Origin of the sequence: Demequina sp. (genome assembly GCF_024642165.1) — a bacterium.
GTDB lineage: Bacteria > Actinomycetota > Actinomycetes > Actinomycetales > Demequinaceae > Demequina.
The window spans coordinates 1-22,817 of record NZ_JAHEBP010000027.1; the positions used below are offsets into that span (position 1 = coordinate 1).

19 protein-coding genes are annotated in these 22,817 nt (G+C 70.1%); 2 read left to right on the plus strand and 17 right to left on the minus strand.

Features of this window, described 5'->3' with window-relative positions; all coding sequences use genetic code 11:
• Nucleotides 1–303: 303 nt before the first annotated feature.
• From Q0L54_RS04145 to Q0L54_RS04220, 16 genes are all read right to left on the minus strand, one after another.
• Entirely contained in the window at nt 304–1,299 is a 996-nt protein-coding gene (locus Q0L54_RS04145; protein WP_296665694.1) for a polyprenyl synthetase family protein, read from the minus strand.
• A gap of 3 nt (nt 1,300–1,302) precedes the next feature.
• Entirely contained in the window at nt 1,303–2,883 is a 1,581-nt protein-coding gene (gene nuoN / locus Q0L54_RS04150) for an NADH-quinone oxidoreductase subunit NuoN (RefSeq protein ID WP_296665696.1), read from the minus strand.
• Nucleotides 2,880–4,373 carry an NADH-quinone oxidoreductase subunit M gene (locus tag Q0L54_RS04155; protein ID WP_296665698.1) on the minus strand — a complete coding sequence of 498 codons (1,494 nt, stop codon included), beginning with the start codon at nt 4,371–4,373 and terminating at the stop codon, nt 2,880–2,882. Before Q0L54_RS04155 ends, nuoN begins: the two co-directional genes overlap by 4 nt.
• A gap of 3 nt (nt 4,374–4,376) precedes the next feature.
• Nucleotides 4,377–6,257: an NADH-quinone oxidoreductase subunit L gene (gene nuoL / locus Q0L54_RS04160; protein ID WP_296665699.1), complete on the minus strand. Its 1,881-nt coding sequence runs from the start codon at nt 6,255–6,257 to the stop codon at nt 4,377–4,379.
• 3 nt (nt 6,258–6,260) lie between these two features.
• Nucleotides 6,261–6,560: an NADH-quinone oxidoreductase subunit NuoK gene (gene nuoK, locus Q0L54_RS04165; protein ID WP_296665701.1), complete on the minus strand. Its 300-nt coding sequence runs from the start codon at nt 6,558–6,560 to the stop codon at nt 6,261–6,263.
• On the minus strand, nt 6,560–7,300 hold the full coding sequence (locus tag Q0L54_RS04170; RefSeq protein WP_296665703.1) for an NADH-quinone oxidoreductase subunit J: 741 nt from the start codon (nt 7,298–7,300) through the stop codon (nt 6,560–6,562). Before Q0L54_RS04170 ends, nuoK begins: the two co-directional genes overlap by 1 nt.
• Complete coding sequence (gene nuoI / locus Q0L54_RS04175; RefSeq protein WP_296665714.1) at nt 7,293–7,895, minus strand: NADH-quinone oxidoreductase subunit NuoI; 603 nt, start codon at nt 7,893–7,895, stop codon at nt 7,293–7,295. Before nuoI ends, Q0L54_RS04170 begins: the two co-directional genes overlap by 8 nt.
• A gap of 86 nt (nt 7,896–7,981) precedes the next feature.
• On the minus strand, nt 7,982–9,340 hold the full coding sequence (gene nuoH, locus Q0L54_RS04180; RefSeq protein WP_296665715.1) for an NADH-quinone oxidoreductase subunit NuoH: 1,359 nt from the start codon (nt 9,338–9,340) through the stop codon (nt 7,982–7,984).
• A complete protein-coding gene (locus Q0L54_RS04185; protein WP_296665704.1) occupies nt 9,340–11,829 on the minus strand; it encodes an NADH-quinone oxidoreductase subunit G in 2,490 nt (829 codons plus the stop codon). Before Q0L54_RS04185 ends, nuoH begins: the two co-directional genes overlap by 1 nt.
• On the minus strand, nt 11,826–13,151 hold the full coding sequence (gene nuoF, locus Q0L54_RS04190; protein WP_296665705.1) for an NADH-quinone oxidoreductase subunit NuoF: 1,326 nt from the start codon (nt 13,149–13,151) through the stop codon (nt 11,826–11,828). Before nuoF ends, Q0L54_RS04185 begins: the two co-directional genes overlap by 4 nt.
• The gene (gene nuoE / locus Q0L54_RS04195; RefSeq protein WP_366937929.1) at nt 13,148–13,804 is read right to left on the minus strand and encodes an NADH-quinone oxidoreductase subunit NuoE; all 657 of its coding nucleotides are present in this window, start codon (nt 13,802–13,804) and stop codon (nt 13,148–13,150) included. The genes nuoF and nuoE overlap by 4 nt, the downstream gene beginning before the upstream one ends.
• Complete coding sequence (locus tag Q0L54_RS04200; RefSeq protein WP_296665706.1) at nt 13,801–15,150, minus strand: NADH-quinone oxidoreductase subunit D; 1,350 nt, start codon at nt 15,148–15,150, stop codon at nt 13,801–13,803. Before Q0L54_RS04200 ends, nuoE begins: the two co-directional genes overlap by 4 nt.
• Nucleotides 15,147–15,809, minus strand: a complete 663-nt coding sequence (locus Q0L54_RS04205) for an NADH-quinone oxidoreductase subunit C (protein ID WP_296665716.1) — start codon at nt 15,807–15,809, stop codon at nt 15,147–15,149. The genes Q0L54_RS04200 and Q0L54_RS04205 overlap by 4 nt, the downstream gene beginning before the upstream one ends.
• Nucleotides 15,810–15,859: 50 nt before the next feature.
• Entirely contained in the window at nt 15,860–16,411 is a 552-nt protein-coding gene (locus Q0L54_RS04210) for an NADH-quinone oxidoreductase subunit B (protein ID WP_296665708.1), read from the minus strand.
• Nucleotides 16,412–16,416: 5 nt separating this feature from the next.
• Nucleotides 16,417–16,764 (minus strand): NADH-quinone oxidoreductase subunit A, encoded by a 348-nt coding sequence (locus Q0L54_RS04215; RefSeq protein ID WP_296665717.1) that lies wholly within the window; start codon nt 16,762–16,764, stop codon nt 16,417–16,419.
• Between the two features lie 52 nt (nt 16,765–16,816).
• Complete coding sequence (locus Q0L54_RS04220) at nt 16,817–18,112, minus strand: geranylgeranyl reductase family protein (protein ID WP_296665709.1); 1,296 nt, start codon at nt 18,110–18,112, stop codon at nt 16,817–16,819.
• Nucleotides 18,113–18,242: 130 nt separating this feature from the next.
• On the opposite strand from Q0L54_RS04220, the gene Q0L54_RS04225 reads away from it, so the two are divergent.
• Together Q0L54_RS04225 and Q0L54_RS11105 are read left to right on the plus strand one after the other, a co-directional pair.
• On the plus strand, nt 18,243–19,535 hold the full coding sequence (locus tag Q0L54_RS04225; RefSeq protein ID WP_296665710.1) for a D-arabinono-1,4-lactone oxidase: 1,293 nt from the start codon (nt 18,243–18,245) through the stop codon (nt 19,533–19,535).
• Between the two features lie 9 nt (nt 19,536–19,544).
• The gene (locus Q0L54_RS11105; RefSeq protein ID WP_366937930.1) at nt 19,545–21,938 is read left to right on the plus strand and encodes an isochorismate synthase; all 2,394 of its coding nucleotides are present in this window, start codon (nt 19,545–19,547) and stop codon (nt 21,936–21,938) included.
• 26 nt (nt 21,939–21,964) lie between these two features.
• Here the strand turns inward: Q0L54_RS11105 and Q0L54_RS04240 are convergent.
• On the minus strand, nt 21,965–22,817 hold an 853-nt coding region (locus Q0L54_RS04240; protein ID WP_296665712.1), incomplete at its 5' end, for a 2-succinyl-5-enolpyruvyl-6-hydroxy-3-cyclohexene-1-carboxylate synthase.

The window sequence follows — 22,817 nt, forward strand, 5'->3', positions numbered from 1 at the left end:
GCCCCCTTCCCGCCGAATGGGTAGATGGTGGTCGGTTCTCCGCAATCCGCGCGCCTGGCGGGTAGGCAGTTGTCGTTCAGCCGGCACGCGGCGCCGTGTATCTGGGCGGGCGTCCTGACGCGCGTGGCCCCGGTCGGACCCGGCGAGAGCTGTTCTCGGGGCGGACGCGCCGCGAGACCGACAATGCCACACCACTGCGATGCGTCAGCTTCGCGAAGGCGACCACCACCCACCAATTCGGCGGGGCGGGGCTCGGTACGGCGGGTGCCGCCCGGCGCGGATGGGCGGGGCGGGTGGCGCAGGTCAGGCCGCCCGGGCCACCAGGGCCTCGGAGAACGCGATCAGCGCGTTCTTGACCTCGCTCTCGGGCAGGTTCGCGATCGAGCCCACCGCCTGATACGCCCACGCGCGAGCCAGCGCCGCCGTCTCGTCGACCACGGGATGCGTGGCGAGCCGCGCCACCACGGCGGCCAGGGCCGCATCGTCCGCCAGGTCGCCGTCGATGTCCGCGAGCAGTGCCCGGTCCTCGTCCGTCCCGCCGGCGGCGACCCGGCGACGCAACAGCAGCACGGGCATGGTGGGCACGCCCTCGCGCAGGTCGGTGCCGGGAGTCTTCCCGGTGGTCGCCGCGTCCGAGCGGATGTCGATCACATCGTCCGCGAGCTGGAAGGCGACGCCCGCGCACTCGCCGTAGTTGGTCACCTGCTGCACCACCGTGGGCGGGCAGCCGCCGAACATCGCCCCCAACCGGGCCGAGGTAGCGATCAGCGAGGCGGTCTTGTCCGCGAGCACCTGGAGGTAGAACTCCACCGGGTCGTCGCGCTCGTCAGGACCCACCGTCTCGTGCAGCTGTCCCAAGCACAGGCGCTCGAAGGTCTCCGCCTGGATCCGCACGGCCTGGGGGCCCAGCCCCGCCACCACCGCGGACGCGCGCGCGAACAGCAGGTCTCCGGTGAGGATCGCCACGGAATTGCCCCACACCTCGTGCGCCGCGGGTGCGCCGCGTCGCGTGGGCGCGGAGTCCATCACGTCGTCGTGGTACAGCGTCGCGAGGTGGGTCAGCTCCACCACCACAGCGGCGTCCAGGACCTCCGGCCGGGAGCCGTCGCCGAGCTGCGCGCACAGCAGCGCGAGCATCGGCCGGAGCCGCTTGCCGCCCGCGTTCACCAGATGGCGCGACGTCGCGTCGGCGAGCTTGTCCGACTGCGAGACGGCGTCCCGCAGGCGCTCCTCCACCAGGGCGAGCCGGGGCTGGAGCTCGCCCTCGAGTGAGGCATTGCCGATCGCCAAAGAGGCCATGCGTCAGCCTGCCGCCCCCAGGAGCAGGACGCCGGCGTTCTCGAAGGCCGACAGCACGGGACCCGGGACGATGCCGAGCAGCACCACGGCCACCGCGGCCGCCACCACGACCACACGGGCGAGCGGGCTGTAGTCGACCGCGACGGCGTCCTCCTGCCCGTCCGGCACGTCGGTGAAGAACATCAGCACGATGAGCCGCACGTAGAAGAACGCGGCGGCAGCGGAGGCGATGACCGCGACCAGGACCAGCGGCCACGCGCCCTCGGACATCGCCGCGGAGAACGCCACGAACTTGCCGACGAAGCCCGCCGTGAGCGGGATGCCCGCGAACGACAGCAGGAACAACGCCATGGACGCCGCGAGCCACGGGGAGCGGCGGCCCAGGCCGGCCCACTGGCCCAGCCGGGTGGCCTCGCCCAGCACGGTGCCGTCCTCGCCGCGCTCGCGCACCTGGGTGATCACCGCGAAGGCGCCCATGGTGGCGAGGCCGTAGGTCAGCAGGTAGAAGGGCAGGGCGCTGAGCGTCGAGTCGGGGAAGCCCGCGAAGGCCACGAGGATGAATCCGGCGTGGGCGATCGACGAGTACGCGAGCATGCGCTTGAGTTCCGTCTGCACCAGCGCCACGACGGTGCCGAGCAGCATCGACGCGATCGCCACAGTCCAGAACAGCCACGAGAGTTCCCAGTCGAGGCCGTACAGGGCGCCGTAGACGAGCCGGATCAGCGCGGCGGTGGCGGCGGCCTTGGTCGCCGCACCCATGAAAGCCGTGACGGGCGTGGGCGCGCCCTGATAGGCGTCGGGCGTCCAGGAATGGAACGGCACGGCACCCAGCTTGAACAGCAGGCCCACCACCACGAGCACGGCGCCCGCGAGGATCAACGTGTCGAGCCCGGTCGCGGAGGCGATGCCGGCGCCGACCTCGTCGAACGATGTCGAGCCCGTCGCGCCGTAGAGCAGCGCGGCGCCGAAGAGGAACAGCGCGGAGGAGAACGCCCCGAGCAGGAAGTACTTGAGCGCGCCCTCGTGGGACAGCAGCCGGCGACGACGAGCCAACGCGACCAGGATGTACAGCGGCAGCGAGAACACCTCGAGCGCGACGAACAGGAAGATCAGATCCGTCACGGAGGTGAACAGCATCATGCCGCCCACCGCGAACAGCGCGAGCGGGAACACCTCGGTGAGCTGCATGCCCTTGCGGCGAGCCAGCGTCTCCTCGGTGGATCCGGGCGCCACGGCGCCGAGCGGCGTGAACGCCTCCTCGCCGGCGCGCGTGCGCGCCGCGAACAGCAGCGTGCCCAGCACGCCGAACAGCAGCAGCACGCTCTGCCAGGCGAGCGCCTGGCGGTCGACGACCATCATGTGCTCGAGCACCACGGTCCCGGCGCCATCGAGCGTGGCCCACTGGAGGATCGCCACCAGCGCGGCACCCACCAGCGAGGCGAGCGCGAGCGCCAACTGGGCCGCTCGCCGTGTCGCCGGCGTGCGGATGAACGCCTCGACCAGGATCCCGATCGCGGCGGCACCGAGGACGATGATGATGGGCGCGAGCGGCGCCCAGGCGATGACGGGGGTCACGAAGCTCACTCGCCTGCCTCCTCGATGGATACGGTCGCGACGATGTCGGCCGATGGCTCACGGAGCGTGTCGATGGCGATGCCCGGCAGGAATCCCAGCACCAGCATCAGACCCACCAGCGGCCACAGCACCAGACGCTCGCGAAGCGTGAGCTCGCGCGTTCCGCGCATCGCCTCGGGCGTGGGCCCGGTGAACACCTTCTGGTAGGTCAGCAGCACGTACAGCGCCGCGAGCACCACGCCCACCGCGGCCACGATCACGCCGGCCTTGGCGACGGAGAATGCCCCGACGAGCACCATGATCTCCGAGACGAACGGCGACAGGCCGGGCAGCGCGAGCGCGCTGAGGCCGATCACCAGGAAGGTGCCGGCGAACACCGGGACCACCTTCTGGAGGCCGCCGTACGCCGTGACGTCAGGGGTGCCGTGGCGGTGGATCAGGAATCCGACCACCAGGAACAGCGCGCCCGTGGACAGGCCGTGGTTGAACATGTAGAGCGCCGAGCCCTCGATGGACGTCTGCGTGAAGGCGAAGATCCCGAGCACCATGATGCCGAAGTGGCTTACCGACGTGAAAGAGACCAGGCGCAGCATGTTGACCTGCCCGATCGCGAGCAGGGCACCGTAGATCACCGAGATGACGGCGAGCACGATGATGACCGGCGCGGCCCAGCGGGCGGCGTTGGGGAACAGCGCGACGCACAGCGTGAGCATGCCGAAGGTGCCGATCTTGTCCAGCACGGCGACCAGCAGCGCGGTGGTCCCGGGCCGCGCATTCTCGGCGACCGTGGGCAGCCATGTGTGCAGCGGGACCATCGGCGCCTTGATGGCGAACGCCAGGAAGAACGCGAGGAAGATCAGCCGCTCGGCGGTGCTCGACATGGTGAGCCCGGTCAGGTTGTCCGTGAGGAACGCCTGCTCGCCGCCGGGACCCTGGAAGTAGAGCGCGACCACGCCGACGAGCATGATGAGGCCGCCCACCAGCGAGTACAGCAGGAACTTCACCGCGGCGTAGCGGCGCTGCGCGCCGCCGAACGAGCCGATGAGGAAGTACAGCGGGATCAGCATCGCCTCGAACAGCACGTAGAAGAGGAAGACGTCCCGGGCGGCGAAGATGCCGACCATGAACGCCTGGCTCAGCAGGATCAGCGCGAGGTAGTGAGTCCGACGGGCGGGGTCCTTGTCCTCCCACCATCCCGCGAGGATCGCGAGCGGAGTGAGGAGCGAGGCGAGCACGATCATCAGGAGGCCGATGCCGTTGATGCCCAGCGCCCAGCTTGCGCCGATCTGCGGGATCCACGCGTAGGTCTCGGAGAACTGGAAGGTGCCGGCGGTCGCCGTGTCGAACTGGATGAACAGTGCGACGGCGAGTGCCAGCTCCACGGCCGTGACGGCGAGCGCCACCTCGCGCACGCGCGCCCGGGATGCGCTGGGCAGCGCCCAGAGCAGGCCGGCGCCGAGCGCGGGAAGCGCCACCATGACGGTCAGGATCGGGAACATGGTTTAGAGACCCCCCTGCACCACGATGATGATGACGATGACGAGACCCACGAGCATGGTGAGCGCGTAGGAGCGGACCTGGCCGTTCTGCGTGCGGCGGACGGTCTCGCCGGTCTTGCCCCATGCCTCGGCCTGCTTGTCCACCGCGGCGTCGACGATCGCGGCGTCCGCGTACACGAGGGTGCGGGTGAGGTGGGTGCCGGGGCGCTCGAAGACCGCCCGGTTGACCGAGTCCTGGAACATGTCGTTGCGCGCCGCGATGGTGCTGAGCGACGCCGCGGGCGCCGTCTCCGGCACGTCGGCGGCGCCGTACTTGCGCCACGCGACCCACACGCCCAGCGCGACCAGGATCAGCGTCGCGGCGATGAGCACCGGGACCGGCAGCACGGGCTCGTGGTGCTCGACGTGGCCGGTGACGGGCTCGAGCCACACGGCGAAGCGATCGCCCACCGCGAGGATGAGACCCAGGAACGCCGATCCCACCGCGAGGATGATCATCGGCACGGTCATCATCGCCGGCGACTCGTGCGGATGCTGGTCGTCTGTCCAGCGAGCCTTGCCGTGGAACGTCATGAAGAACAGGCGAGACATGTAGAACGCCGTGAGTCCGGCGCCGATGAGCGCGGCACCGCCCAGGATCCAGGGCTGAGCGCCCTCGCCCACGAACGCCGACTCGATGATCTTGTCCTTGGACCAGAAGCCGGAGAACGGCGGGATGCCCAGGATGGCGAGCCAGCCCAGCCCGAACGTGATCCAGGTGGTGACCATCGCGGTGCGTAGCGCGCCATAACGGCGCATGTCGACCTGATCCTTCATGCCGTGCATCACGGACCCGGCCCCCAGGAACATGCCGGCCTTGAAGAAGCCGTGCGTGACCAGGTGGAAGATGGCGAACGCGTAGCCCACGGGACCCAGCCCCGCGGCGAGCATCATGTAGCCGATCTGCGACATCGTCGATGCCGCGAGGGCCTTCTTGATATCGTCCTTCGCCATACCGATGAGGGCCCCGAGCACAAGGGTGAAGGCGCCTACGGCGGCGACCGCGGTCTGGGCGGCCGGCGCACCCGCGTAGATGGGCGCGGAGCGCACGATGAGGTAGACGCCGGCGGTCACCATCGTGGCCGCGTGGATGAGCGCCGAGACCGGGGTGGGGCCGGCCATGGCGTCGCCGAGCCAGGACTGCAACGGGAACTGTGCGGACTTTCCGCAGGCTGCGAGCAGCAGCGTGAGCCCGATCGCGGTGAGGGTCGCCGTGGATGCGGCGGGAGCCTCGGCGAACACGGTCTCGAAATCGACGGCGCCGAGGTAGGCGAACATGAGCCCCATCGCGATGATGAGCCCGATGTCGCCGATGCGGTTCACCACGAAGGCCTTCTTGGCCGCGGTGGCGTACTCCGGCTTGTAGTTCCAGAATCCGATGAGCAGGTACGAGGCGAGGCCTACGCCCTCCCACCCGACGAACAGCAGCAGGTACGAGTCCGCCAGCACCAGCAGCAGCATCGCGGCCACGAACAGGTTGAGGTAGGCGAAGAAGATGCGCCGGTTCGGATCGTGCTCCATGTACGCCACGGAGTACACGTGGATGAGGGTGCCCACGAAGCTGACGAGCAGCACGAACGTCATGGACAACGGGTCCACCAGCAGGCCGGCGTCGAGGTTCAGCTCGCCGCCGGGGATCCACGAGAACAGGTGGACGGCGTGTGCGCGCTCCTCGGAGTCGAGGCCGAGCATCTGGATGAAGGCGCCCAGGCCCACGATGAACGTGGAGCCCGACGCGGCGACGCCGACCCAGTGCCCCCAGGGGTTCGCGCGCTTGCCCGCGAGCATCAGGACGATGCTGCTGGCCAGGGGCACGGCGATGAGGAGCCAGGTGAGATCAAGCATGGGTCAGCCCTTCAGCTCTGAAGGCTCGTCGAGCGAGATGGTCTGGCGTGCGCGGAACACGGCGATGATGATCGCGAGGCCCACCACCACCTCGGCGGCGGCGACCACCATGACGAAGAACGCCATGACCTGGCCGTCGATCTCGCCGTGGATCCGGGAGAAGGACACGAGGGAGAGGTTCGCGGCGTTGAGCATCAGCTCGACGCCCATGAAGGCGATGATCGCGTTGCGGCGCAGCAGCACGGCGGCGGAGCCGATCGCGAACAGGATCGCGGCGAGGATGACGAAGTTGATGGGGTCCATCAGCGTCCCTCCTCCGTGTCCTTGCGCGCCGGATCCTCGAGCTGGGCGCGGAACTCGGCGCCGTCCTGGGTCTGATGGCGGATCTTGAGGACGCGCGAGACCGAGTCCTCGATGGGCTGGCCCTCGGGATCGAGCGCGGGCACGTCGAGCGCGTTGTGGCGCGCGTACACCCCGGGCATCGGCTTGTTGACGGGGTTGGCGCCCACCCGGACACGGTCCCGCTGGACCTCGAGCTGCGTCCGACGCGGCTTGAGGCGGGGCGCGTGGGTCAACACCAACGCGCCCACGGCCGCGGTGATGAGCAGGAAGCCGAGCACCTCGATCACCAGCACGTAACGCTGGAAGAGAACCTCGGCGATCACATCGGGCTCGCCCACCGTCTCCTCTTGGACGGGCAGCGCCACGCGGGCGACGACGGACACCAGGAACGCGCCCAGCCCGCCGGCGGCGAGCAGCCCGATCCAGCGCTGACCCTTGATGGTCTCCTTGAGGTCCTCGCGTTGATCGACGCCCACCAGCATGAGCACGAACAGGAACAGCATCATGACCGCGCCCGTGTAGACCACGATCTGCACCACGCCCAGGAACGGAGCCCCCAGCGCCACGTAGGCGGCTGCCAGGCCCACCATCACGAGCACGATCGCCATCGCGACGTGGACCGCCTTGCGCGCGAACAGCAGCGACAGCGAGGGGATCACGGTCAGGGCGGCGATGATCCAGAACAGCAGCGGGTTAACCACGGCTCGCCTCCCGTTCCTGCTCCCGGTTGTCCGGCAGGGTCGCGTCGTCGGGACGGTGCTCGCGCACCCAGTCGATCTGGGCCTCGACGGGCTCGGTCACGTCGCCGCGGTAGTAGTCGCCGTCCGTGGTCCCGGGCACCATCGGGTGCGGCGCCGCCAGCATGTTCTTGCCCAGGGGCGCCAGGAGGTCCTGCTTCTCGTAGATGAGTCCCTCACGGGTGGGACCGGCGAGCTCGTACTCGTTGGTCATGGTCAGCGCGCGCGTGGGGCACGCCTCGATGCACAGGCCGCAGAAGATGCAGCGCAGGTAGTTGATCTGGTAGACGCGGCCGTAACGCTCGCCGGGGCTGAACTGGGCGTCCGGCGTGTTGGAATCGGCCTCGACGTAGATCGCGTCCGCAGGGCAGGCCCAGGCGCACAGCTCGCAGCCGATGCACTTCTCGAGCCCGTCGGGATGCCGGTTGAGCTGGTGGCGGCCGTGATAGCGCGGCATGGGCGGCGTCTTCACGCGCGGGTACTGCTCCGTGACCGTGGGGCGGAAGAAATTGCGCAGGGAGACGCCGAAGCCGGCGACGGGCGCCAGCGCCTCGCCGATCGGGCCCTTCTTGGGGAAGTTGGACTCGAACGTCTCGCGCTTGCCGTCACGCTCGCGGTTGACCTTCCAGACCTCGTCGGACTCGCTCACTCGGAGTCCTCCTCTCGATTGCCCACATGCGCATCGACCGTGCGGCCCGAGCGCGGCGATGGCGGCAGCACCTGGTGCGGCATCGGCGGCACGGGGTAGCCGCCCGCGAAGGCGTCGAGCGTCTCCGGGGCAGAATCCTCCGCCGGAGCGTCATCCTCGCGTTTCGCCTTGGAGTCGGAGATGAAGCTCCACACGGCCACGATCAGCAGCACGCCGATCACGCCCGCCACCGCGTCGTACACGTTGAGGTCGCGGCCGAAGTGGTCGAACAGCGCGCGGCCCACGGCGAAGAACACCAGCCAGCCGAGCCCGACCGGAATCAGGATCTTCCAGCCGAACTTCATGAACTGGTCGTAGCGGAAGCGCAGCACCGAGCCGCGGATCCACACGAAGACGAACATCAGCAGCCAGATCTTGAGGATCAGCCATAGCGGCGGGAAGATCCCGGTGTTGAGGAACTCCGCCCCCGCCCAGGACGCCGGCCAGGGTGCGCGCCACCCGCCCAGGAACAGCGTCGACGCCACCGCCGAGACGTTGATCATGTTCATGTACTCGGCGAGGAAGAACCACGCGAACTTCATGGACGAGTACTCCGTCATGAAGCCTGCGACCAGCTCGCCCTCCGCCTCGGGAAGGTCGAACGGCAGGCGGTTGGTCTCGCCCACCATGGAGATGATGTAGAGCAGGAACGCGGGGAACAGCGGCCACACCCACCAGCGGTCCATCTGCGCGTCGACGATGCCCGAGGTGCTCATGGTGCCGGACAGCATGAAGACCGTGACGAGCGAGAGGCCCATCGCGAGCTCGTAGGAGATCACCTGCGCGGTGGAGCGGATCGATCCCATGAGCGGGTAGGTCGAGCCGGAGGCCCAGCCGCCCAGCACGATGCCGTACACGCCGAGCGCGGCGCACGCGAGGATGAACAGCACCGCCACCGGGAAGTCCGTGAGCTGCAGCGGCGTGACCTCCTCCGTGCCGTAGATGCGGGTCTCGGGGCCGAAGGGGATCACCCCGAAGATCAGCAGCGCGCAGAACACGGAGATCATGGGCGCCACGATGTACAGCAGCTTCTCCGAGGCCCGGACGGTGATGTCCTCCTTGAACAGGAGCTTCATCGCGTCGGCCACGGATTGCAGCAGGCCGAACGGGCCGCGCACGTTGGGGCCGGGCCGCTCCTGCAGGCGCCCGATGACGCGGCGCTCGAACCACACGGCGAACAGCACCGAGGTCAGCAGGAACACCACGATGAGGACGGCCTTGATGATGACGATCCAGATCGAGTCCCCCGCGAGGGACGATGCGACGGCCGCGTCGGTGGTCACCGGCTCCACCGTCGAGGGCAGGAATCCGAGCATCACGCCGCTCCCTTCACGGAGACGGTCGCGCCGGCGGTGACGCGCAGGTCTCGAGCCACCCAGGAGCCCGGCGACTTCACCGGAACCCACACCACGCCGTCGGCCATGTCCGTGATCACCACGGGCAGGTCGATCGAGCCCGCCGCCGTGGAGATGGTCGCTTCGCCCGCGACTCCGAGCGCGTCGGCGGTGGCGCGGGACAGCCGCGCCACGGCCACACGGCCGGTGCCGGCGAGATACGGCTCACCCTCCTGGAGAGCGCCCTCGTCGACCAGCTGGTGCCAGGTGGCGAGCACTGCCGTGCCCTTGACGGCCCGGCTCGGGCGCGGGGCCTTGGCCTTGGGCGCTGCGGGCCGCTCACCCTTGCCGGCGGCCCCCAGCGAGGCGAGCTCCGCGTTGACCGCCTCGACGGTCCCGGTGCCGAGCTCGACGCCCCACTCGCGGGCGAGCAGGTCGAGCACGCGGTGGTCGGACATCGCGTCGGTACGGATCGCCGTGACGAAGGAACGCAGGCGGCCCTCCCAGTTGACGAAGGTGCCGGGCTTCTCCGAGGGCGGCGCGACGGGCAGCACCACGTCCGCCGCCTCGGCGATGTGGCTGCGCCGCACCTCCAGCGAGACCACGAAGCCCGCGGCGTCGAGCGCCGCGGAGACGTCTCCGCTGAGGTCGGAAGCGCTCACGCCGCCCACGACGAGGGCGCCGATGCGGCCCTCGGCGGCGGCGGCCAGGATGCCCGCGGTGTCGCGGCCGGGCGCTGAGGGCAGCGCCTCGACTCCCCACGCCTTCGCGACTGCCGCGCGTGCGGGCTTGAGGGAGACGGCACGGCCGCCGGGAAGCAGGCCCGGCAGCGCCCCCGCCTCGACGGCACCGCGCTCGCCGGCGCGGCGCGGGATCCAGGCCAGGCGGGCGCCGGTGGACGATGCGAGATCCAGGGCGGACGTGAAGGTTCCGGGCGCCTCAGCGGCACGCTCGCCGAGCACGATGACCGCGCCCGGCTGCGCGAGGGTCTCACGCACGTCCGCAGGGAGATCGGCCAGGGCCGAGGCCTCGCGGCCGGGGACCGTCGCCACCAGCGTCGCGTCGAGCTTCTGCGCTCCGCGCGTCAGGTACGGCGCGACGGTCACGATCTTCTGGCGGCCCAGCGACTTGCGCAGGCGCAGGAACACCACGCCACCCTCGTCCTCCGCCTCGAAGCCCACCAGCACCACCGCGGGCGCCTTCTCGAGCTCGCCGAAGGTGACGCCCAGTCCGGTCCCCGCGACCTGCGAGCCCAGGAACGCCTGCTCCTCGTCGCTCGCGCTGCGCGCGCGAGCGTCGACATCGTTGGTGCCCAACACCACTCGGGCGAACTTCTGGAAGGCGTACGCGTCCTCGAGCGTCACTCGGCCGCCCACGAGCACGCCTGCGCCCGGCGCCTCCTCGTCCTCATCGGGCGCGGCCGTGGCCGCGCGGATGCCCGCGGCCGCGGCGGCGAGTGCCTCGGGCCAGGACGTCTCGACCAGCTCGCCGTCCTTGCGCACCAGCGGGCGGGTGAGGCGGTCGCCCAGGTTCTGCCACGCGAAGGCGAAGCGGTCCTTGTCCGTGATCCAATCCTCGTTCACCACCGGATCGTGCTCCGCCAGTCGGCGCAGGATCGCGCCGCGGCGGTGGTCGATGCGGATCGCCGAGCCCGAGGAGTCGTGCTCGGAGATGGCGGGTGAGGACACGAGGTCGAACGGGCGCGAGCGGAAGCGATACGCGGCGCTGGTGAGCGCGCCCACGGGGCAGATCTGGACCGTGTTGCCGGAGTAGTACGAGGAGAAGGCGCGGCCCGCCTCGTCCTCGGCCGCCGCACCCACCGGACGGTAGCCATCGAAGTCGAGCACGTCCTCGTCGAAGGTGCCGATCTGCTGCATCGCGCCGCGGTTCTGCAGGTCGATGAACGCGTCGCCGGCGATCTCCTTCGAGTACCGGGTGCACCGCTGACACAGCACGCAGCGCTCACGGTCCAGCAGGATCTCGGAGCTGAGGGCCAGCGGCTTCTCGAACACGCGCTTGACGTCGACGAACCGGCTCTCGGGGCGGCCGTGGCTCATCGCCTGGTTCTGCAGGGGGCATTCGCCGCCCTTGTCGCACACGGGGCAGTCGAGCGGGTGGTTGATGAGCAGCAGCTCCATCACGCCCTTCTGGGCCCGGTCCGCCTCCTCCGAGGTGTGCTGCGTGTTGACCACCATTCCCGGTGTCACCGTCATCGTGCACGAGGCCTGGGGCTTCGGGAAGGCACGGAGGTTGCCGTCGGGGCCGGGGCTCGCGACGTCGACGAGGCACTGGCGGCAGGCGCCGGCGGGCTTGAGGGCCGGGTGGTCGCAGAACCGCGGGATCTCGATCCCCACCTGCTCCGCGGCGCGGATGATCAGGGTCCCCTTGGGGACGGTGACCTCGGTGCCGTCGATGGTGAGGGTCACGGTCTCCACGGCCTGGGCCGCCGACTTGTCCGCGGTCGCGGTCATGCGTGCGCCTCCTCGGTAGCGGGGGTCTCGGAGTATTCGAACAGCGCGGAGGCGCTGCGGTCGAACGGGCAGCCGCCCTGCTCCACGTGCGCCTCGTACTCCTCGCGGAACAGCTTCACGGAGCTGATGATCGAAGAGGTCGCGCCATCTCCCAGTGCGCAGAACGAGCGACCGGCGATCGAGTCGCAGGTGTCGAGCAGCTGCTGGATGTCCGCCTGCGTGCCCTTCCCGCCTTCGATGCGCTTGAGAATCTGAGTGAGCCAGTAGGTGCCCTCGCGGCACGGCGTGCACTTGCCGCACGATTCGTGCTTGTAGAACTCGGTCCACCGGGTGACGGCGCGCACCACGCAGGTCGAGTCGTCGAACAGCTGCAGGGCGCGCGTGCCCAGCATGGAACCGGCGGCGCCCACCGACTCGTAGTCGAGCGGCGTGTCCAGGTGGTCCTGCGTGAAGATCGGGGTCGACGAGCCGCCGGGGGTCCAGAACTTCAGCTCGTGACCCGCCCGGATGCCGCCGGCCAGGTCGAGCAGCTCACGCAGCGTGATGCCTAGTGGCGCCTCGTACTGTCCCGGGCGCGTCACGTGGCCCGAGAGCGAGAAGAAGCCCATGCCCTTCGAGCGCTCGGTGCCCATCCCGGTGAACCATTCGACGCCGCGGTCCACGATCGCCGGGACCGAGGCCACGGACTCGACGTTGTTGACCACCGTGGGACGCGCGTACAGGCCGGCGACGGCGGGGAACGGCGGCTTGAGCCGAGGCTGCCCGCGGCGACCCTCGAGCGAGTCGAGGAGCGCGGTCTCCTCGCCGCAGATATAGGCGCCGGCGCCCGCGTGGAAGGTGATGTCGAGGTCGAAGCCCGAGCCGTGGATGTTCTTGCCCAGGTGGCCCGCCTCGTACGCCTCCCGCACCGCCTGCATCAGCCGCCGGTAGACGTGCACCACCTCACCGCGCAGGTAGATGAACGCGTGGTTGCAGCCGATCGCGAAGGACGTGATGATGACGCCCTCGATGAGGGTGTGCGGCGCGGACAGCAGGGTGGGGATGTCCTTGCACGTGCCCGGCTCGGACTCGTCGGCGTTGATCACCAGGTAGCGGGGCCCGCCGTCGTCCGGCGGAAGGAATCCCCACTTCATGCCGGTCGGGAAGCCCGCGCCGCCGCGTCCGCGCAGGCCGGAGTCCTTGACGGCCTGGATCAGGGCGCCAGGCTCCATCGCGAGGGCCTTCTTGAGCGGTCCGTAGCCGCCGGCCTTGGTGTAGGTGTCGATGCTCCAGGACTTGGGCGAGCCCCAGGTGGCGCTCAGCACGGGGGTCAGGTCGGTCACTTGGATCCCTCCGTCCAGCCCTGGCGCTTGGCCGCCTCGAGTCCGGCGAGCGTAGGAGCACCCACGCCCTGGTCCTCGTCGCCGCGGCCGTCCTCGAAGCCCGCGAGGACTCGCGAGACCTCCTTGAAGCCGCACACCTTGGCAGGGCCGCGGGTGGGGGCGACGTCCTTGCCGGCGCGGAGATCGTCCACCACCTGCTTGGCGCTCTGCGGCGTCTGGTTGTCGAAGAACTCCCAGTTGACCATCATCACCGGCGCGTAGTCGCAGGCGGCGTTGCACTCGAGCCGCTCGAGGGTGATGGTGCCGTCCTCAGTGGTCTCGTTGTGACCCACGCCCACGTGCTCCGAGAGCTCGTCCCAGATGCGGTCGCCGCCCATGACGGCGCACAGCGTGTTGGTGCAGACCCCCACCTGGTATTCGCCGTTGGGCCGGCGCTTGTACTGGGTGTAGAACGTGGCGACCGCGGAGACCTCCGCGGCGGTCAGGTTGACCTGGTCGGCACAGAACTGGATGCCGTCGGGTGACACGTACCCGTCCACCGACTGCACCAGGTGCAGCATCGGCAGCAGGGCCGAGCGCTTGACGGGGTAGCGCGCGATGATGGCGTCCGCGTCCGCCTCGAGCTGCGCCAGTGTGGACTCGTCGTAGGTCATCGGTCGACGCCTCCCAGCACCATGTCGATCGTGGCGATCGCGACCACCACATCGGCGACCTGCCCACCCTCGGTGAGGATCGACAGCGCCTGCAGGTTGTTGAATCCCGGGTCGCGGAAGTGCGCGCGCCACGGCTTGGTGCCGCCATCGGACACCAGGTGGACCCCCAGCAGCCCCTTCGGACCCTCGATGGCCTGGTACACCTGACCGGCGGGGACCTTGAAGCCCTCCGTGACCAGCTTGAAGTGGTGGATGAGCGACTCCATCGACTCGCCCATGATGTGGCGGATGTGCTCGAGCGAGTTGCCCTGGCCGTCCGCGCCCAGCGACAGTTGCGCGGGCCACGCGATCTTCTTGTCCGCGACCATCACCGGCTGGCCTACGGTCTGGTCAAGGCGGTCCGCGCACTGCTCGACGATCTTGAGCGACTCGTAGCACTCCTCGAGGCGCAGGACCACACGGGAGTACGCATCGCTCTCCGTCGAGGTGGGCACCTGGAAGTCGTAGGTCTCGTAGCCGCAGTACGGCTCCGCCTTGCGCACGTCGTACGGCAGGCCCGCGGAGCGCAGGATGGGGCCGGTGATGCCCAGCGCCATGCAGCCCGCGAGGTCGAGGTTCGCGACGCCCTGGAGGCGCAGCTTGAAGATGGGGTTCTGCAGCTGCAGATCCACCAGCTCGTCGAGCTTCTGACGCACCTTGGGGATCATCTGCCGGATGTACTCGACGGCACCCTCGGGGGTGTCCTGGGAGACTCCGCCGGGACGGATGTACGCGTTGTTGGTGCGCAGCCCCGTGATCATCTCGATGACCCGGAAGGTGTCCTCGCGCCCGATGAACGCAGTGGTCATGACCGTGGTGGCGCCCATCTCGTTGCCGCCGGTGCCGATCGCGACCAGGTGGGATCCGATGCGGGTGAGCTCGAGCATGAGCACGCGCAGCACGTTGGCCCGCTCGGGCACCTCATCCGTGATGCCCAGGAGCTTCTCGATGCCGAGGCAGTACACGGCCTCCTGGGACATCGAGGCGACGTAGTCCATGCGAGTGCAGAACGTCACGCCCTGGGTCCAGGTGCGGTACTCCATGTTCTTCTCGATGCCCGTGTGCAGGTAGCCGATGCCGGCACGGGTCTCCGTGACGGTCTCGCCCTCGATCTCGAGCATGACGCGCAGCACGCCGTGAGTGGACGGGTGCTGGGGTCCCATGTTGACCACGATGCGCTGCTGGCCCAGGCGGGCGGCCTCGTCGGCGATCTCGCTCCAGTCGCCTCCGTACGCGCTGTACTCGGGGGCCTCGGGGTCCTCGACGAACGCGCCGGTGGCGCCCGGAGCGGTCCTCTCCTGGCTCATCGGTACTGCCTCCGGTTGTCGGGCGAGGGGATCTCGGCGCCTTTGTACTCCACCGGGATGCCGCCGAGCGGGTAGTCCTTACGCTGCGGGTGGCCCACCCAGTCGTCCGGCATCTCGATGCGCGCCAGCGACGGGTGGCCATCGAACACGATCCCGAAGAAGTCCCACGTCTCGCGCTCGTGCCAGTTGTTCATCGGGTACACCGACGTGATGGACGGCACGTGCGGGTCCGCCTCGTCCACGGCGACCTCGATCCGGAGGCGGCGGTTGTGGGTGATCGACTGCATGGGGTAGACGGCGTGAAGCTCGCGTCCCGCGTCCGCGGGGTAGTGCACGCCGCTCACGCCCAGGCACATCTCGAACCGGAGGTCCTGATCGTCTCGCAGGTGCTCGCACACCTCGACCAGGTGCTCGCGGGCGATGTGGAGGGTGAGCTCGCCCCGGTCGACTACCACGTACTCGATCGCCGCATCGGCGCGCTCACCCAGCAGCTCCTCGAGGACGTTGACCGCCCCGTCGAACCACTCGCCGTAGGGACGCTCGGAGGCGCCGGGCATCTGCACGGGCGTGACAAGCAGGTCGTACCCGCTGGTATCGCCCTTCGCGCCGAACATCCCCTCGCGCACGTTGATGAGCGTGATGCGCTCACGGTCGCCCATCTGGGGGCCGCCCTTAGCGGCGCCGGTGCCGGTCAGGTCTTGGGAGTCGCTCAACGCAGCAGACCCTTCATGTCGGAGGTGGGCGTCGCGGCGAGCGCGGCGGCCTCCGCCGCTGCCGCCATCTGGCGCCGGTTACGGCCCATGGGGGTCTCGCGCACCTGCCGCTGGAGCTCCAGCAACGCGTAGAGCAGCATCTCAGGGCGCGGCGGGCACCCTGGCAGGTAGATGTCCACCGGCACCACGTGGTCGACGCCCTGGACGATCGCGTAGTTGTTGAACATCCCGCCCGACGAGGCGCACACGCCCATCGACAGCACCCACTTGGGTTCGGCCATCTGGTCGTAGACCTGCCGGACGATGGGGGCCATCTTGTTCGACACCCGGCCCGCGACGATCATCATGTCGGCCTGGCGGGGTGAGCCGCGGAAGACCTCGGACCCGATGCGCGCGATGTCGAACCGGGGCGTGCCCGTCGACATCATCTCGATGGCGCAGCACGCGAGACCGAAGGTCGCCGGCCACATCGAGCCGGCGCGCATATAGCCGACAAAGTCCTCGACCGTGCCGAGCATGAACGGAGGTGCGCTCTCTTCGATTCCCATATCAATCAGTCCCACTCGAATCCGCCGCGACGCCACTCATACACGAACGGGATCGTGATGAGGACGAGGAAGGTCATGATCGCGATCAACCCGAACCACCCGAGCGCATCGTGCGCCACGGCCCAGGGGTAGAGGAAGACCACCTCGATGTCGAAGATGATGAACGTCATCGCCACCAGGTAGTACTTGATGGGGATGCGACCGCCGCCGGCCGCACCCGGTGTGGGCTCGAGGCCCGACTCGTACCTGTCCAGCTTCGCGGCGTTGGCGCGCTTGGGCCCCAGGATCGAGCTCACGAACAGGCCGGCGCCGGCGAGAAGGCCCGCGATGACCACCATGACGATGATCGGCACGTACGGATTCACTGGGGGATTCCTTCCGTCGACCTCATGTTCGCCGATGCCCTCATGCCGCGGGAGCGACCCGTGAAAGGGCGACCAGCAGCTTGTCCGCCCAGTTGCCGCCATGCGGCTCGTAGACATCTGCGAGCAGTCTAGACGTGAATTCCATGACCAAAGGACTAGGAAGACCGTACCGTGTGCAGACCTTCATGACCGCGGGATGCTCCACCAGCGCCGCGAAGACTCGGCCGAGCGAGTAGTAGCCGCCCAGGTCCTCCTTCATCATGCGGGCATAGCCGGCGAGCGCCGCCTCTTGGTCTCGCGCTCCCGTCGCGTCGCGCCACGCGACGGCGGCCTCGGTCGCACGCCGCGCCGCCTGCATGGCGTACGCGATGCCTTCCCCGTTGAACGGGTTCACCATGCCACCCGAGTCCCCCACCAGCATCATCCCCGGCACGTAGTGCGGCTGGCGGTTGAACGCCATGGGGATCGCGGCGCCCTTGATGGGGCCCACCCGCTCGCCGAACTCCCAGTCCTTCGCGGAGTGGTCGAGCCAGTCCTGTAGCAAGGCGCGATGGTCGAGCTTGGGCGGCGCGCCCCTCGCGCTGAGCGTTCCCAGGCCCACGTTGGCGGTGCCGTCGCCCAGCGGGAAGATCCAGCCGTAGCCGGGGAGCAGGTTCGAGCTGCCGCGCTCGCCGTCCCAGATCTCGAGGTGGCCCTCCATCCACTCCTCGTCGTGACGGGGGGTCGTGAGATAGGTGCGGACGGCGACCCCGATGGGCCGGTCCGCCTTGCGCTCGATGCCGAGCCCGAGTGCGATGCGCGCGCTGACCCCGTCCGCCGCGATCACGAGCGGCGCGCGGTACTCCACGGGGTCCCCCACCTTTCGCCCGCGCTCGTCCGTGCGGCGCGCCGTCACGCCCACGACACGGCCGCCGCCGGCAAAGCCGTCCTGGCGTTCGTCGCGGATGGCGGCGTCGACGTGCCAGCCCTCGCGGATGTCCGCGCCAGCCGCGCGCGCATGCTCGGCGAGCCGCTGATCGAACTGCGCCCGCGGCAGCGAGAGTCCGTAGCGCGGGAACTCCTCCAGGTCATGCCACGGGAATTCGAGGCGGTGGCCGCCGCCCACCATCCGCAGGCCGTGGTTGGGGATCCAGCCCTCGTCCCTTGGCGTCGGCAGCCCGATGAGCTCGAGCTCGCGCACGGTCCGCGGCGTGAGTCCGTCGCCACACACCTTCTCGCGCGGGTAGCGGGACTTCTCGAGCGCGATGACGTCGAATCCCTCCGCTGCCAGGTAGCGGGCAGCGGCGGATCCGCCGGGACCCGCCCCGATCACGATCACATCGGCCTCAGTACGCACCTGGTCAGCCTAGTCAGCGTCCGGGTTCCCGTGAACGCCCTGGTGCCGGGACCGTCTCCCCGCCCTGCGCATCGTCCGACACGGGCGCTCTTCACTGTCTCCCGCGCATCGGCCCCCCTAGGCTGGCGAGGTGACCACCAACGACGTCGGCACCACCTGGGCCGGAACCCATCGCTTCGGCGCGTCGACGCTGGTCGAGGCGACAAGCGTCGACGAGGTGCGCAGGGCCGTGCGGGACGCCCCGGGACGCGTCAAGGCACTCGGCACCCGCCACAGCTTCAACGACATCGCGGACACCGACGGCACGCTCATCACGGTGACCGGGATCCACGACACGCCGCTCGTGGATCTCAGCAACCCCTCGCAGCCCACGGTCAATGCGCCCGCCGGGATCCGGTTCGGAGAGCTGGGTGCCTGGCTGCAGGCGCGCGGGTGGGCACTCCACAACACCGGATCGCTCCCCCACATCTCCGTGGTGGGCGCCACGTCGACCGGCACGCACGGCTCCGGCGCGCGCAACGGGGTGCAGGCCACCGCGCTCAAACGGATCGAGTACGTCGACGCGCACGGCGAGATGAGAACGGCGCGCATCGGCCAGCCCGGCTTCGAGGCACTCGGCGTCGGGCTGGGCGCGTTCGGGGTGATCACCGAGGTGACGCTGGGCATTCAGCCGACGTACGACGTGCGGCAGGACGTCTACACCGGGATGCCGTGGGAGCCGTTGCTCGACGATGCGCGCGGCATCCTGGGCGACGCGTATTCGGTTTCGATCTTCACCACCTGGACGGAGCCCACGGTCCAACAGATCTGGCGCAAGAGTGGCATCGGCCTCGACACCGCTCCGCCGGAGGAGTGGTGGGGGGCGCGCCGGCAGGTGGCCTCCGACGCGAGGCTCGTGGACGGCGACCCCGAGGCGCTGACGCCGCAGGGCGGTGAGCCTGGTCCCTGGATCGACCGACTCCCGCACTTCCGGCTCACGCACACGCCATCCAACGGCGCGGAGATTCAGACCGAATACTTCGTGCCCATGGAGGTCGCGGGCGAGGCGCTCGCCGCCGTCCGCGAAATCGGCCCGATGATCCGCCCGCACCTGATGGTCTCGGAACTGCGCGCCATCGCCGCCGACGACCTGTGGCTCTCGGGAGCGTATGGACGCGACACGCTCGCCATCCACTTCACGTGGCTTCCGCGGCCGGCCGAGGTGGCGGCGCTGCTCCCGGAGGTCGAGCGAGTTCTGGAACCGTTCGACGCACGCCCCCACTGGGGCAAGTGGCACGCCTTCGATGCCGACCGGATCGCGCGCGTGCACCCGCGACTGGGCGACGCGCGGGACGTCTTCGAGGAGCTCGATCCCGCGGGACGCTTCGTGAACGACCATCTGGTTCGAGTCGGGGTGCGGACAGCCCGCGGCTCGCGGTCCTAGGGTGGAGCCGTGACCGTGCACGCCACCGCCCCTGGACCACTTGTCGCCCGCACCGTCGAAATCGACGACCCCGGCGATCTGATCGACGCGCTGCCCGAGGCCGGCATCTCCTGGGTCCGCCGCGGCGAGGGGATGGTCGCATGGGGCGAGGTGGCGCGCATCGACGAGTCGGGCGCGGACAGGCTCGATGCGGCGCAGCACTGGTGGCGACTGCTGTGTCGGCATGCACAGGTCCGTGATGACGTCCGCACCCGTGGCACGGGCCTGGTGGCGTTCGGCTCGTTCGCCTTCGCCGACTCGTCTCCCGCGGGCGGCACGCTGGTGGTGCCGCGCTTCGTCATCGGTCGCCGCGAGGGACGTGCGTGGTTCACCACCATCGGTGGCGAGGCGGATCCGGAGGTCACCTTCGAGGAGGCTCTCGATGGGACCACCGCACCCGCGGATCCCGGCGAGGTCACCCTCGACCACGGGGACGAGGCGGCGTGGCGCGCCGGCGTCGACTCGGCAGTCGAGCGCATCCGCGCCGGCGAGCTGGAGAAGGTGGTGCTGGCGAGGGCGGTAGCGGCCACCGCTGCGAGCCCGGTCGACGTTCGCGTGCTCTTGCGGCGGCTGGCGGACGAGTACCCCTCCTGCTGGGCGTTCCATGTCGACGGACTGGTGGGGGCGACCCCCGAGTTGCTCGCGCGCGTCGATCACGGTCTGGTGACCTCACGCGTGCTTGCGGGCACGATCCGCATGACGGGCGACGACATGGGCGACCTCGCGCGCGCCGGAGCGCTCGCGAGGTCCTCCAAGGATCGCGAGGAGCACGAGTACGCCGTCCGCTCGGTCACCCAGGCCCTCGCGGCGCACTGCGCGTCTGTGAACGTCCCGGATGAGCCGTTCGTGCTCCACCTGCCCAACGTCATGCACCTCGCCACGGATGTCACCGGCGTGTTGTCGCACAACGTCGCCGCCCTCGAACTGGTCTCCGAACTGCACCCGAGCGCCGCCGTCTGCGGCACGCCCACGCTGGGTGCCGCTCGCCTCATCGACGAGCTCGAGGGGCTCGACCGGGGGCGCTATGCGGGACCCGTCGGGTGGATCGACGCGTCGGGCGACGGCGAATGGTGCATCGGGCTGCGATCCGCGGAGCTGTCCCGCGAGGATCCCCGCGCGCTCCGGCTCTTCGCCGGCTGCGGGATCGTCGCGGCGAGCGACGCGGAGTCCGAGTGGGCCGAGTCCGAGGCGAAGCTCGAGCCGATGCGTCGTGCACTCGGCGTGGTCGAGCCGCCGAAGCCGGAGCCAGAACCGGAGCCAGAACCGGAGCCCGAGCCGAAGCCCGAGCCCGAGCCCGAGCCCGAGCCCGAGCCCGAGCCCGAGCCAACGCCGGAGCCCGAGCCAACGCCGGAGCCCGAGCCAACGCCGGAGCCCGAGCCCGAGCCCGAGCCGCAACCGAAGGCCAAACCCAAGCGCGCGCGGAAGCCGAAAGCGGCGCCTGTTCAGGTTCCGGCGCCAGAGCCGGAGCCGGAGCCCGAGCCCGAGCCCGAGCCCGAGCCCGAGCCCGAGCCCGAGCCCGAGCCCGAGCCGCAACCTAAGCCCGCGGTCGCGGCACACTCCGAGCCGGAGGTCACCTTCGACGTCCGGCCGGATTTCGGACCCATCGTGGGCGCCACGTTCGAGTCGGGCGGCGACGTCGACTTCCCCACCCTGCATGTCGACCCGATCGACCTGGGAGAGATCCCCACCTTCGCGTCGACAGGCGCCCACCGGGGCGTGCGGTCCCAGACCGCGCCGCCGCCCGAGAGCTGGGACACCGCCGAATGGGAGGAGCGCTACCGCTCCAGCGAGGCCGTCTGGGGAGCCGAGCCGAACCTGCAGCTGGTCACGGAGTCGGCGCGGCTGGACCCGGGCCGCGCGCTCGACGCGGGTTGCGGCGAGGGTGCCGACGCGGTGTACCTCGCGACGCAGGGGTGGACTGTCACCGCCGTCGACATCTCCGAGACAGCAGTCAGCCGCGGCCGTCAGCGCGCCGCGCAGCACGGCACCGAGATCGCGGGGCGCATCGACTGGCGAGTCGCGGACGCGACGCAGGCCGGGCTCCGCAGCGGTAGCTACGACCTGGTGACGGCGCACTTCGCGCACCCCGATGCGGGCATCGCGTCGCTGGTGCGTGTGCTGGGGCGGATGGTCGCCCCGGGTGGAGTGCTGCTGGTGGTGGGTCACGACCCGAGCGATTCCCACGTGCAAGAGCACCCGCGCCTCAGCCAGACTGCGTTCCGGGCCGAGGATGCGGCGCTAGGACTCGATCCCACCGTGTGGGAGGTGGAGGTCGCGCAGGTGCGGGAGCGCACGGCGGACGACGCCGACGGCAAGCCCACCAAGCGTCGCGACGCGGTGCTGCGGGCACGTCGCACGGGCTGAAATCCTGCGGGCACGCACCCGCCGCCCTACAGCACGGCCTCGATCACCTCGAGGCCATCACACGGCGCTGCCAGGGCCGCAGTTAAGCCCTCCTGCGACGCCACCGAGAGGTGCGGCACTCGGTACGCCTCGCATAGCGCGGCAAGGTGGGCGCCGTGCGGCGTGGTGAACACCCGCTCCACGTCGGCCGCAGACGCCGCGGCGTGCTCGAGCCCGGCGAAGATGGTGCCGCCGCCGTCGTTGACCACCACGATCCGCAATCGTGGTCGCTCCTCACGCGGGCCTACCAGCAGGCCTCCCGCATCGTGCAGGAAGGTCACGTCGCCCATCAGGGCGAGCACGGGACGCCGCGTCGCCAGCGCGACGCCTACGGCGGTCGAGACAGTGCCGTCGATGCCAGCGAGCCCGCGGTTCGCGATCAGGGTGGGCGCCGCGCCGGGCGCCGCGGCGGGCAGGACCCGGTCGAGCGCCCTGACAGGTCCGGACGATCCGACGACGCCGATGCCGGCACCCACCGCGACCGCGAAGGCCGCGGCGATCGCCCGCGGACCCCATGACTCGGCCGGGGTCGGCTCGGCGGCAGCGCGCCACTGTTCGAGCCACCCGCGGTCCACGGCCTCGCCGGGGGTGCGCTCGAGCCAGGACGCGGGCACCGCGGGCAGGACGCTCTCGGCGTGGGCGGGCGCGTCGCTCCAGCGCGCACCGAAGCCCGCGACCGCGAGCGCCGGCGCGCGGGCGATCAACGCCTGCACGGACCTTGACAGCGTGGGCCGGCCCACCACCACCACCTGACGGACCTGCCGTGCCAGGGTCTCGCCGTGCGTGCCCGCGAGCAGCCGCGCGTAGTCCGGGATGCAGCACGCGCCCGCCCGGGCACCC

Coding starts and splice junctions, on each gene's coding strand:
- Q0L54_RS04145 (WP_296665694.1), bottom strand. CDS start 1,299: ATGGCCTCTTTGGCGATCGGCAATGCCTCACTCGAGGGCGAGCTCCAG.
- Q0L54_RS04155 (WP_296665698.1), bottom strand. CDS start 4,373: ATGTTCCCGATCCTGACCGTCATGGTGGCGCTTCCCGCGCTCGGCGCC.
- nuoL (WP_296665699.1), bottom strand. CDS start 6,257: ATGCTTGATCTCACCTGGCTCCTCATCGCCGTGCCCCTGGCCAGCAGC.
- nuoK (WP_296665701.1), bottom strand. CDS start 6,560: ATGGACCCCATCAACTTCGTCATCCTCGCCGCGATCCTGTTCGCGATC.
- nuoH (WP_296665715.1), bottom strand. CDS start 9,340: ATGCTCGGATTCCTGCCCTCGACGGTGGAGCCGGTGACCACCGACGCG.
- Q0L54_RS04185 (WP_296665704.1), bottom strand. CDS start 11,829: ATGACCGCGACCGCGGACAAGTCGGCGGCCCAGGCCGTGGAGACCGTG.
- nuoE (WP_366937929.1), bottom strand. CDS start 13,804: ATGACCTACGACGAGTCCACACTGGCGCAGCTCGAGGCGGACGCGGAC.
- Q0L54_RS04200 (WP_296665706.1), bottom strand. CDS start 15,150: ATGAGCCAGGAGAGGACCGCTCCGGGCGCCACCGGCGCGTTCGTCGAG.
- Q0L54_RS04205 (WP_296665716.1), bottom strand. CDS start 15,809: ATGGGCGACCGTGAGCGCATCACGCTCATCAACGTGCGCGAGGGGATG.
- Q0L54_RS04210 (WP_296665708.1), bottom strand. CDS start 16,411: ATGGGAATCGAAGAGAGCGCACCTCCGTTCATGCTCGGCACGGTCGAG.